This window comes from Curtobacterium sp. VKM Ac-2887 (assembly GCF_015350935.1).
Lineage (GTDB): Bacteria > Actinomycetota > Actinomycetes > Actinomycetales > Microbacteriaceae > Curtobacterium.
On record NZ_JADKSB010000028.1, the window covers coordinates 20,807 to 32,164 of the forward strand.

The window sequence follows — 11,358 nt, forward strand, 5'->3', positions numbered from 1 at the left end:
TCGTCTCCCAGTCGGATGGTCAAGTGAGGGTGCCGAGGGTGACGCCCCCGGCGGCTGCGGCGACGGAGACGACGAGCATCCCGAGCCCGTTCACGGCAGCCGCGGTGGTGCGGCCAGTGCGTGCGAGGCGGACGGTCTCGAAGCTGGCGGTGCTGAACGTGGTGTAGCCACCCATGAGCCCTGTTCCGAGCACCGCGACGGGGGTGGCGCCGAGGTGACCGGCGGCGCCGGTGATCAAGCCCAGCAGGAACGAGCCGGTGATGTTGATCGTCAGCGTCCCGACCGGGAGCCGGAACTGCCGACCCCGGTTGATCGCACCATCCACGAAGAACCGTGCGGCCGCGCCGACACCGCCAGCGACCGCGACGCTGAGGAAGGCCAGGGCGCTCATGATGTGGCCCCGTTCGGTCGGACCAAACCCGCGATCGCGAGGCCGCTACCGGTGGCGATCGCGCCGGCGAGGACCGTCAGGAGCGCGTACCCGGTGCCGGCCAACCCGCGGCCAGCGAGGAACAACACCGCGGTGCTGGTCGCGAGGGTGCTGTAGGTGGTGAACCCGCCGAGGACACCGGTTCCCAGAAGCAGGCGCAGTGTCCGGCGGCGACCCTCGTCAGGTCCGCGATGCGCGAGGTGTTCCAGCAGCACACCCAGTAGGAGCGCGCCGGCGATGTTGATCCAGAAGATCGCCCAGGACACCTCCTGCTGAGCGGGGAACGCGGTGCTGAGTCCGTCGCGTGCGGCGGTACCGATGGCGCCGCCGAGTGCGACGACACCGAGGTACCGCCACCGCAGATGCACTGGCCGGTCGATACGTTCCGGGTCGTTGGCGTCGATGTCTGGGTCGGGCGGGAGCTGCCCATCGGGCAGGTGCGTGTCCGTTCGGGAGGTCATGTTCCACCTTCCGCAGCGACCGCTGCCGCTGCTGCTCGTGCTGCCGGATGCAGGTACTCCCCACCCCGCGGACAGAACCCACCGTCGCCGTCGAACCGGTAGATCAGGGGTTCGCCCGTGGGGAGGTTCAGGTCCGCGAGCTCACCGTCAGTTAGGCCGTCCATGCAGGCACACAGTGCCCGCAGTGAGTTGCCGTGCGCGACGACGAGCACTGTCTGCCCGTCGCGGAGTGCCGGGGTGATGCTGTGCGACAGGACGGGTTGGACCCGGCGGATGACGTCGGAGAGTGTTTCGGTTCGACGAAGTGCCGCCCACGGCAGTCCACGAAGCGCCGGCGTCCGCCGGAGCGCCAGCCACGCGCGGATCGACATGCGTGGTGGCCGTCCCGTGCGGGTCCGACGAACAGCGAAGAACTGCTCCGCCCCCAACGCCGCTTGCGCATTCTGCTTGGACATGCCGGTGAGGGCGCCGTAGTTCCGCTCGTTCAACCGCCACGTCGACTCGATCGGCGCATCACGTCCGAGGACGTCGGTGACGAGCTCCGCCGTGTGGAGCGCCCGCTCGAGCGTCGACGTGAGCACGAGGTCCGGTCGGATGCCGGCATGCAGAAGTAGCAACCCAGCCCGATTCGCTTCGGCGCTGCCCTGTTCGGTCAGCGCGACGTCTCGCAAGCCGGTGAAGGTACCGGCAGCGTTCGCAGTGCTCTGTCCGTGGCGGAGCAGAACAAGCTGGCCGGTCACGGGGTGTCCCACGGCAGTGGGGCATCGAACCCGACCGGATCAACGGGCACTACGAGCACTGAACGGTGCTGCTGATGGGTCAGCCGTACCGCGACCGACCCCGTGAAGAACTCCGCGATTCGACCCGCTCCCGTCCTGGCCCCGACGACCAGCATCGCCGCGTCGCGGTCTTCGGCCACCTGCGACAGTGCCCGGCTCGGATCCCCGACACCCGGGACGAACGTGACGTCGACGCCGTAGGTCGTTGCGGCAGCACGTACTGCCGCCTTGTCACTGTCCGACAAGCCCTGCGGTGTCGTGTCAGCGGTGTCAGGGTCGATCGGTTCCACCATCACCGACCCGTCCGAGCGCGTACCGGCATCGAAGAGCGATGCATCCACGCTGACGCACACCAGCGTCGTACCGAAGCGCCGCGCGATAGACGACGCAACCTCGATGACCCCCGGAGCGAGGCCGGGCAGGACGCCGACGACGACCGGTCCGGAACCGATTGGTGCTGTCATGACACTCCCTACCTCAGGCGCGCAGAAGCGCGACCAGCTGAGATAGGGACTGTTGTCGACAACTGTCGAGGTTGGGTCCGGCAAGCCCCACTACCGGGTCCGAAGACACCACCATTATGCACCCGAACCCCAAGTCACGCGGGCCGTCTCGCGCACCCGCGACGTCCCGACACCGAAGGAAGCGATTCCGACGACACGGAGCGAAGCTGCCCACAGCTCAGCAGAGTCCCGTTAGCCGATCGGCTACCGCACACGTACGGCCGTCTCTGGAGCCCGCCAGTATCCGGGGATCTCGGTGTCTCAACAGACCCGCCCGGCGATGTGTCCGGTGACGGTTCCCTCAGTGAGACACGGCGGGGTCTGCTGGTGGCACGCACCCCTGGTCAGGACTCGAGGGTGCCGGTCTCCGTCGCCAGGGCGGCTGCGAGGTCGGCTTCCGACGGCAGAGCCGCGCGGACCGCGGGCGGGAGGAGGTCGTAGCTGGCGACACCGATCGGGGTCTGCTGCCCCGCGAGGGAGTACCGGACGACCGCGTCGTTCTTGTCGGCGACCAGCAGCAGGCCAACGGTGTCCGCGTGCTGGAGGCGGCGGAGCTTATCGTCGACGAGTGCGACGTAGAAGCCAAGCTGGCCGAGGTACTCCGGCTTGAACTTCCCGGTCTTGAGCTCGATCACCACGTACCGGAGCTGCTCGACGTGGAAGAACAGCAGGTCGACGTAGAAGTCGTCTCCGTCGACGTCGAAGTGCACCTGCCGGCCGACGAACGCGAAACCCTCGCCGAGCTCGCGGAGGGTGTCGATGATCCGGTCGACCAGTGCCTGCTCGAGGTGGCGTTCCTTCGCGTCCCCGTCGAGGGCGAGGAAGTCCAGCACGTACGGGTCCTTCGTGATCTGCTGCGCCAGATCCGAGTCCCCCGGCGGGAGGACCTCGGCGAAGTTCGTCGGCGCCGCCTGGAGCCGGGTGTGCGCTGCGGACCGGATCTGGTGCTCGAGGACGTTCCGCGACCACCCGTTCGCGGCCGCCTGGCCGGCGTACCAGTCACGGAGCTCATGGTCATCGAGCCGATCGAGGAGGACAGTGATGTGACCCCAGGGCAATTGTCCAACAGCCTGTTGGACAACTGCATCTGCCGACCACTCCCCCGCGAACCGCCGCATGTAGAACAGGTTCGCGCGGGAGAGCCCCTTCATCTCCGGGAACTCAGCCCGCAGATCCGTTGCAAGCCGGCCGATGACATTGCTCCCCCACCCCTCGTCACCCTGGCGCTGCAAGATCGTGGCACCGATCCCCCAATAGAGACGGATGAGCTCCGTGTTCACGCGCCGCTGCGCCGTGAACCGGGCAGCGCGCACTTGCTGCTTCAGCTCGGCAAGAGCAGCGGCATACCCAGATACGGCTGGAGACGAATCAGACATCACCACTCAGTCTGCCCGACCAGCCAATCGGAAGAAGAACGAACGCAGCGTTCTACGGGATCAGCTATGCCAGGGTGGAGAGGATCCCCGAGCGAAAGGCGACCTCCCATGGCGCAGAAAGTCACCACGCACCTCGTCGACGACCTCACCGGCGACACCATCGAAGACGGCAAGGGCCGCACCGTCACGTTCGGCTTTGACGGCGCCCACTACGAAATCGACCTCACCGACGACAACGCCGACGCGCTCCGCGAAGCGTTCTCCGACTACATCGCCGCCGCCCGCAAGGTCACCGGCCGCTCCGGCCGGACCACTGCTGGCAGCGCGCCGAAGCGTGGGAACTCGGAAGAGCTCGCGAAGATCCGCGAGTGGGCCAACGCGAACGGCCACGAGGTCTCGTCCCGCGGTCGCATCAGCCAGGCCGTCCGCGACGCGTACGACGCCGCGCACTGACGACGCTCCCCCAACGAAACAGCCGGCCACCCCCTCGGGGCGGCCGGCTGTCCTCGTTCACTCCGAAACGGCCCCTTTTCTGTCGAGCCGGGACCGCCACCAAGGGGGGGCATCCCCCGATCCGGCGCTCCTCAGGATGACGCAGCTAGGACGTTGAATGGCCAGGACAGGACGAGCACCACCACAGCGCCTGCCATGGACACGACAGGAAGCCACCAGAAGCTGCCTCCACGCACAGCTCGAATGACACCCAGAACTATTGGAATGCAGACAGCTGCAGCGAGGGCAATGATAAAACCGTAGTAGATTGCGGATTGCGCAGGAAGGTTGCACTCAGTGGACCCGCAGGGCGTGTACACCATGAGGGTGAGTTGGTATGCCCACCAACAAACAACTGCGACGACTATCGCCGCGACTGACCCCAGCGCGAACACGATTTGAGTCGCAACACTGGAACCGCGCTTTGGACGTTCGTTCTCGATAGTCAACTACCTATCTACTTCAGGGCTTTGCGCTGCGGGTCGACGATGAACGAATACAGGAAAGTGCTCGCATCGATGAGGGCAACGTCGTCTGTGTTGTACGAGTTGTGGCCCACAGTACTCGTCGCACTACCCAGTTGGCAGATCAGGTCATCGGCGTGACAGTACGAGCGTACGAGCGGGATCGGACCGTCACCCACACTGCTGCCCGTCCAACCGTTCATGCTTCCGGTCGTGCGCGTGTTCGCCACAACCCCTGACCGTGTGCCTGTGTTCGACGCGTAGTTGATCCGCTCATCGGCTTTATAAGTCGGGTCACCGTTCAGCAATTGCTGAGCTCGCTGGCTCAGTTGGTTCGACGTTGGAGTGCTCAGTACCTGGCCGATAACATCGGCGCCTTGCGAGTGACCAGACAGTCATATATTCGACGCGGAGCACGTTTTGGCCTGGTAGTTCATTTCCGCGATCAAAGCCTTTGCGCCTGCATCTTTGCTTGCAGTGTAATTCACTGCATCTTCACCTGGAACAACCGTCGCGGGATACTTGATCGCGGACAAGGTCATCGGTAAGTCCGGGTGCGTCACAAGCAGGGTTTCGATGAGCGCATCAACTTGCCCCCCGAAGCCGCCGGTAAGGTAGGACTGACCACTCAAGCTCGTACCGGTCCCCGCTGGCTCAAAACTTCCACGAACCCCGATAAACGCAACGGCCGGACATGCTGCAGCTTCAGCGCTATCGGTAGGCGCGAATACAGCGCCGAATGGAAGTAGCACCCCAACGCTCACGACGAGCGCACGAAGTCGACGGCCGCGCGAAGCGGTTCCCCCCTGTTTTCTGAACATGCTCTCAACCCTGTTGATTCCAGCCCTCACGCGCCAGTCGGCACAAACACCGACCCGCTGTACCCCCCCCCCCCCCGAGCCACGAAGAGCCGGCGAAGTGCGGGAGCTGCGACAGGTCACGCTCGTCTTGCCGGCCCGATCGGCTCACGGACGTGGTCGGTTCGCGAGTCGTCGCGATCTCTACAAGAAGAACAGCAGCTGCTCACGGCTACCGACTGTTTCCGCTCGCGCCGAGATGGCGCTCTTATGTCAAGTCGTGGGGACCGAATGGGCGCTGCATCTCGTGGAGTTCATTAAGACGCTGACTTGCCGAGACCGTAGGTGTACTCGCCGGAGTCCCAATTGACGGTGGAGTTGAAGAAGTACCCCGACTGGGTTCCGTCCTCGTTGTCCGTATTCGCAGCGAAACAGTCGAACGAGGTCGTGGTGTCGGTCAAGTCATCCGTAGAGCCGCTGACTGGATTGCAGGAAACGGAAATGATGGGACCATCGAGCAGACCCTTCGTCACGTTCTCCTCCGCCATGGTCTTCACCGACGCCTCGACCTCTTTCACCGTTTCGGCGCGGGAAGATCGCTCCGCCTCGTCGGCCTCTTCCTGCGCTGCTCGTTGCGCCTCACGCTGCTCAGCACGAGTCCGGGCAGCCGCTTCCTTCTTCTGCTCCGCCTTCTCCTCCGCAGCTGCAACCTGCCGCGCGTGAACCACCGCTACCGCCGTACCGCCACCACCGACGATGACGACCACCGCGAGGATGACGAGCACCAGCACCAAAGGGCGACGCCGCGACCGTGGCTTGCGCCGTTCTCGCGAAGGTTCGAGAGCATCCTTCGCCCCCGCGTCACCATCACTTTGCGCAGCCGCAATGTCCGTCCGCCGAGGGCGAGTGAGGCCAGTCCACTGGTCACCGTCCCAGAGCATCTCGCGCTCGGGGTCTGAGGGATCCGGAAACCAACCAACAGGCAAACTCATGTGGACAGAATCTCACCTCCGACGAGCTACTCGGTAGCACCAAGACAGGGGCCCGAGACACTGCGTCGGGCCCTGCTCGCGTCCCAGCCCCAGAACACCTCGAGCAGCGCCATGATCCTGATGTCAGTCAGTCTTGGGCTGACGCGACGGATCCCACGTACGACATCGATCCGCCACTCGGAGGCGCTGGTGTGAGAGTGTCGGCCGCAAGCTCGCTCGTCCGGAACTCTTCCGCGGCGGGTTCCACGGTGTACTCGACCACCTCGACTGCATGGCTCTTGAGGGCGTCGAGCACTTCGGCCGGCGTGACGTAGAAGAACTCGCGACGGAGGTTGACCTTGTTCACCCGCTGGTTCGCGAACGTCTGGTGCAGCATCGTCTCCACTCCGACAGCGTCGTCAGCGAAGAACAACGCGTGCACGTCGAAGCGGAACGGCACTGACGCGTCGCCGAGTTCGATGACGCGGTCCATTGGCTTCAGGCGCCTCGTCATGCCGATCTTCACCATGCGTTCCCCGAACGCCCCGACGTTGGAGATCACGTACACGTAGCCCGCTCGCACATTGGCTGCTCGATAGTCGACATCGGTGATGGCGCGGTCGACGTCCGCGAGCCGCGCCTGGACGCGAGCGGCACCTTCCGCGTCGCCGTTTGCCTGCAAGGCAGCGAGCGTGGATAGGTAGTGCTGGCGTTCTTTCTCGAGTCGGTCGTGCTCGGCTTGCAGTTCAGCGGCGGCGCGCTGCTGCTCGCGGAGTTCTGCTCGGCGTTCTCGCTCGCGTTCCTTTTCCGCCTGCACCGCCTGGAGGTGCTCGTTGGCGAGGGCGATCTCCTCGAGACGCATCTGGTGGTAGCTCGGTTCGATGCGAAGATCGATCATGGTGCCGCTCTTCGCGATCTGTTCCGCGGCCTTGCTGAGCCGCGTCTGTGCAACGTGCAAGTTGCCAGCTCGAGTGGCCTTGATAGCGTTCTCCGCTTCCGCGTTGTAGGCACGCAGCAGCACCTTCGCCATATCGGTCATGAACTTCCGGCCCTGCGCTTCGGAGTTGTTGAATGTGAACCGTGGCGCCGTGGTCACCGCGCGCTTGTCGCGAACCGCGTTCTTGATGCGGTAGCGCAGCGCTTCCAACTTCGACGCAAGCTCCGTTGACGACGCGGCTGGGTTCTCGAAGTCGAAGAGCCCGACCGCCTGGAGTTCGACCGCGGCGGTCAAGTCGACCAGCTCTGCTCTTCGGGCGGTGATGCCCGCGTTGATCTCGTCGCGCGTCGCGCGTGCCTCCTGGGCGTGCTGTTCAGCGGCACGAACGCGGTCCTCGGCGGTCCGAACCGCTTGCTCTGCCTTGAGCCGCTCGGCCGCCTGTTCAGCGGCAAGCCGTTCGCGCGCGTCGGCCTGTTCCTTCGCCCAGAGCTCACGCGCTTCCGATTGTTCAGCCTCGAGCTCCGCTCGAAGGGTGGCAAGCTGACGCTCTTGCTCGGCCCGGTACGCATCGACATCATCGAACGCGCGCATCTGGTAGCGGGAAACCACCGCCTCACCCGCCTCGATCCGCGCCTCAGCGGCACGCAAACGCTCTCGCGCCTCCCGCTTCGACAACTTCTCGACCGGCTTGTCCTGAGCCGCAGGGACCGCCGTACGCGGCAACTGCTCCGCCGCTCGGGCAGCACGACGCGTTTGCGGAGCGGCCGTCTCACGGGCATCCAAAGGCGGGCCACCGCGATCAGCTGGCGCCGACTTCTTGAGCTGCACATGCTCGGTCCACCTCTGGCCATCCCAGTAGCGGACGAACCGCGGATCCTTATCGTCGTACCAACCGGCAGGTGCTGATGACATTGCTTCAGCTTACGGACCCGACACCGCTACGACACCCCCGGTACGGGTGCACGTCCCGACACTGACAGATGAGTGCACCCGATTAGACAGCTGATATTGACCTCTCGTGTCAGACCGGCTATTTGCGACCACGACCGCGACATGTGATCACAAGAATTCGCTAAAGGGCATCTATCCAATCATTCATACCCGTATGAACCACGTCTCCAACGTATACAGTACCTAAAGCAGAGGAGTATTGAGCAGTCACCAGGCCGCGATTATCATCATTCAGGTACTGCTGAAAATCCCCTCCTAAGAAAATGGGCCGCGCGCCCCATCCCCTCCCGGCCTCGTGTGCAAGATGTGCCGCACGATTTACAACGTCACCCATATAGACAACATCATTGATCCCACTCCCACTGTAGCCAGCCTTGATCATCAGCACGCGGCCGTAATCCACTCCGATCCCAACGCGAAGCTGATCCATTTCCTTATTCGCGAGGTGATGATTGAGTAGCTTCACCAGCGTGTTTGCCGTATATGCCACACGAAACACATCGTCTATGTGCGATCGAACGGTCGTCTTATAGGACGCCCAAACGCAATCGCCCACAATGTTCACTTCGCGGACGTATGAATCAGAGTTTAGGACCGCAACCATCTCAGAAATAAACGCTCTATAGATTTTTGCCAGAGCTGGACGTTTGTTGCGGTTGGTCAACCCCGACGAATCTCGGATGTCGATGAAAACTGCCGAGCACATTCCGTAAAAACCGTTTGTGAAAGAGAGCCTGTCGCGGTCCGGAAGCCCGTCTACCTCCTCGAAACTGCCGGAAGCCTGGGATAGTATCGACTCAATCCGACCAGAACTTGCTATATAACTATAAGCCTTGTGGTTACCGTCCACATGTACCCCTCAAAAAGTACTGATACCGACCATAATGACGACAATTGCTAGACACGCACTTGCCGCGAGAGCTGACCGTATAGCGAATGTAGCAAATTTCATCTTGACTGTGGCAATGCGTGCGTTTACGTGCACCTGGTGTGCAATTTCTCGCACCAACTCGCGTTGGTCCGCAGTGAGCACCTCTAGTGCCTCAGCGTACCTTCGGCGATCACCGTCAAAGTTCTTCGAAATACTGCCGAAAAAAATCCGACTGATCATCGTCGGATCCGAATCACGGTCCGTCGCTCGTGGCGTGAGAGTCCAACCGCATAGCCCGGCAGTCAGAACGAGCAGAGAGCTCGCAAGCACTACGATCACATCGAACGCCACAGATCTGGGCGCAGACTCTTTGACGAGGTTGAACAAGATTGTTCCCAGAGCGCCCGTAAACGCAAGAGTCACACCAGCCTTTGCGTCAGCGTGGCGAATCCAGTCGTTCGTGAGCAAGAGCGTCTTCCACGCATGCTCCGGATTAGGCAAACTCGCCGCTTGTTCAAGGTCTTTGCGCTCCATTCGCCCCAGTACTTGACCTCGCTTCCTGCGGTACCTCCTCACAATGTCACCGAAGACCCTGGCGACGATCCCGAAGGTTTTTTCGCTTTTGACTCGCCGTCAACTGAAGCGCGTTCGAAAATGAAGCTTTCTGCAGGGCAGATCGCGCATTTTGTGCATCTTCGCGTTTTGTCTCCCCTCCAAGGATGGCTGCAACGTACTCCTCACCATGGATTACACACCAACTGGATCTGAGCAGCCGCCCTTGGCGCTCCGCGTTCGCTTCAGGTATTTTCTCAACTGTGACATCATCCCAGAGCGTCGAATGCGGCCCGTCGCCGCACGGACAAGTCAGGGATAGAAAGTCGTTTTTCTCGATGCGATCCCAGACGGAACCAGTCACGATCAGTTCGTGCCGATCTGCTTGCTGCGCTGCCTTAGTCGCGAAATTCACGGGAGTTCCCGCCCAAACGGGCTCCTGTTCTGACAGATTCCGTGGGGTGCCGACACGCTTCACAAGCGCTCGGCCAGACGCAACGCCCACTTTGAAACCAGTTGGGTGCCCCTCAGCATGAGCAGTCCATTTCGCTTCGAGGCGCGGAATCAAATGGCGTTCGCTGAATGTCTTCACCGTTACTCCTGCGCAAATGGCTCGCTCATATCGTCGCTCCCCCGAAAAGAGCGCAAACGCGCCGTCTCCCTGGATTGCAATGAAGTCCGCGCCGAACCGATTGTAGGTCGATACAACGCCGCCCGTCGCTGCCTGGTAGATGCTTGCAGTAGACGCCGCGTGCTTGCCCGTCCCTAAGTGGGTCGAGTTCCGAAGGTCAGCAACGACCGCCACGAGGTCAGGAACTTTGACCCACCTCCGCGCCTCGATGGGCAAATTAGAGACGTCGAATCCCTCGGTCCATTCCTCGACAATCGGTTTGGAGGCGAACTCATCCTTCGCGGTGAGGTCGAGCTCGCTGAGAAGCGCGTCGAGATCCACGTTGATCTGTTCCGGCATGGCATCTCCCTTCGTTGCTCACTCTAGAAGCCGGAGCCGACACCGGCGGCCCGCGTCGACAAACCCTTCGTTAGGCGGACTTGCAACCGAGTTGAGTAAGTGGCGCTGTGGGGTATACCCCAGTGCAACATCGGCTCGAGGGGTCGAAACGCGTTGTTCTGAGGTGCCGATTCGTCTTTTTGCTACAGGAGTGTGCGAGGGTCTAGGGGTGGTGCAACACAAGACGCAGACCGTCGCCTATATCCGAGTGAGTTCGATCGATCAGAACCTCGACCGGCAGCTCGAGGCGATAGGCGACGTCGATCGCGTGTTCGAGGAGAAGATCTCCGGCGGTGCACGCGTCGACCGCTTGGCCCTGGCCGACTGCATCGGCTACGTCCGTGACGGCGACACCGTCCGGGTCGCATCGATGGACCGGCTCGCCCGTTCCCTCGGTGATCTGCGCGACATCGTCGACGAGATCACCGCGAAGGGCGCCTCGGTCGAGTTCGTGAAGGAACAGCAGACCTACAGCCGCGACACCGACGACGCCATCGGCCGACTCATGCTCAACCTCCTCGGCGCGTTCGCCGAGTTCGAACGCACCCTCATCCGCGAACGCCAACGCGAGGGAATCCGCATCGCCAAAGCGGCCGGGAAGTACAAGGGCCGTTCCCGGAAGCTCACTGACGACCAGATCACCGAAGCTCGCCGGCTCATCGGGACCGGTGTCCCGAAGACCACCGTTGCGCGCGGCCTCAACATCGATCGCGCCACGCTCTACCGGATGCTCGCCGCGCCCCGCACGCCTGCTGCCACCGACGC

The 11,358-nt window shown here is 62.8% G+C and carries 14 protein-coding genes and 1 pseudogene; 2 read left to right on the top strand and 13 right to left on the bottom strand.

Annotated features, from left to right (window positions below; genetic code table 11):
* Positions 1–19: 19 nt before the first annotated feature.
* From ITJ69_RS19080 to ITJ69_RS19100, 5 genes are all read right to left on the bottom strand, one after another.
* A complete protein-coding gene (locus tag ITJ69_RS19080) occupies positions 20–391 on the bottom strand; it encodes a fluoride efflux transporter FluC (protein ID WP_055960823.1) in 372 nt (123 codons plus the stop codon).
* On the bottom strand, positions 388–891 hold the full coding sequence (locus ITJ69_RS19085; RefSeq protein WP_228506157.1) for a fluoride efflux transporter FluC: 504 nt from the start codon (positions 889–891) through the stop codon (positions 388–390). Before ITJ69_RS19085 ends, ITJ69_RS19080 begins: the two co-directional genes overlap by 4 nt.
* On the bottom strand, positions 888–1,643 hold the full coding sequence (locus ITJ69_RS19090; RefSeq protein WP_171907745.1) for a 2,3-bisphosphoglycerate-dependent phosphoglycerate mutase: 756 nt from the start codon (positions 1,641–1,643) through the stop codon (positions 888–890). The genes ITJ69_RS19085 and ITJ69_RS19090 overlap by 4 nt, the downstream gene beginning before the upstream one ends.
* Positions 1,628–2,218 carry a universal stress protein gene (locus ITJ69_RS19095; RefSeq protein WP_228506158.1) on the bottom strand — a complete coding sequence of 197 codons (591 nt, stop codon included), beginning with the start codon at positions 2,216–2,218 and terminating at the stop codon, positions 1,628–1,630. Before ITJ69_RS19095 ends, ITJ69_RS19090 begins: the two co-directional genes overlap by 16 nt.
* A 299-nt stretch (positions 2,219–2,517) precedes the next feature.
* Entirely contained in the window at positions 2,518–3,549 is a 1,032-nt protein-coding gene (locus ITJ69_RS19100) for a PDDEXK nuclease domain-containing protein (protein ID WP_194673679.1), read from the bottom strand.
* 108 nt (positions 3,550–3,657) lie between these two features.
* On the opposite strand from ITJ69_RS19100, the gene ITJ69_RS19105 reads away from it, so the two are divergent.
* Positions 3,658–4,002, top strand: coding sequence for a histone-like nucleoid-structuring protein Lsr2 (locus ITJ69_RS19105; protein ID WP_194673680.1), 345 nt, complete (start codon positions 3,658–3,660; stop codon positions 4,000–4,002).
* Between the two features lie 496 nt (positions 4,003–4,498).
* Here ITJ69_RS19105 and ITJ69_RS21105 read toward each other — a convergent pair whose 3' ends face one another.
* The 8 genes and pseudogenes from ITJ69_RS21105 to ITJ69_RS19135 form a co-directional block, all read right to left on the bottom strand.
* The gene (locus ITJ69_RS21105; protein ID WP_194673689.1) at positions 4,499–4,900 is read right to left on the bottom strand and encodes a cutinase family protein; all 402 of its coding nucleotides are present in this window, start codon (positions 4,898–4,900) and stop codon (positions 4,499–4,501) included.
* Positions 4,901–5,326, bottom strand: a complete 426-nt coding sequence (locus tag ITJ69_RS19115; RefSeq protein ID WP_194673681.1) for a hypothetical protein — start codon at positions 5,324–5,326, stop codon at positions 4,901–4,903.
* 293 nt (positions 5,327–5,619) lie between these two features.
* Positions 5,620–6,093, bottom strand: coding sequence for a DUF2510 domain-containing protein (locus ITJ69_RS19120; protein WP_228506159.1), 474 nt, complete (start codon positions 6,091–6,093; stop codon positions 5,620–5,622).
* A gap of 111 nt (positions 6,094–6,204) precedes the next feature.
* Positions 6,205–6,294: pseudogene (locus tag ITJ69_RS21110) on the bottom strand (DUF2510 domain-containing protein); the annotation flags it as partial.
* 127 nt (positions 6,295–6,421) lie between these two features.
* A complete protein-coding gene (locus ITJ69_RS19125; protein WP_194673683.1) occupies positions 6,422–8,122 on the bottom strand; it encodes a DUF4041 domain-containing protein in 1,701 nt (566 codons plus the stop codon).
* A gap of 160 nt (positions 8,123–8,282) precedes the next feature.
* Positions 8,283–8,867: an adenylate/guanylate cyclase domain-containing protein gene (locus ITJ69_RS19130; RefSeq protein ID WP_228549943.1), complete on the bottom strand. Its 585-nt coding sequence runs from the start codon at positions 8,865–8,867 to the stop codon at positions 8,283–8,285.
* Between the two features lie 153 nt (positions 8,868–9,020).
* The gene (locus ITJ69_RS21115) at positions 9,021–9,566 is read right to left on the bottom strand and encodes a Pycsar system effector family protein (protein WP_416354943.1); all 546 of its coding nucleotides are present in this window, start codon (positions 9,564–9,566) and stop codon (positions 9,021–9,023) included.
* Between the two features lie 46 nt (positions 9,567–9,612).
* Complete coding sequence (locus tag ITJ69_RS19135) at positions 9,613–10,554, bottom strand: adenylate/guanylate cyclase domain-containing protein (RefSeq protein WP_194673685.1); 942 nt, start codon at positions 10,552–10,554, stop codon at positions 9,613–9,615.
* A 247-nt stretch (positions 10,555–10,801) separates the two neighbouring features.
* Here ITJ69_RS19135 and ITJ69_RS19140 point away from each other — a divergent pair.
* A partial coding sequence (locus ITJ69_RS19140; RefSeq protein WP_416354944.1) for a recombinase family protein occupies positions 10,802–11,358 on the top strand: 557 nt, incomplete at its 3' end.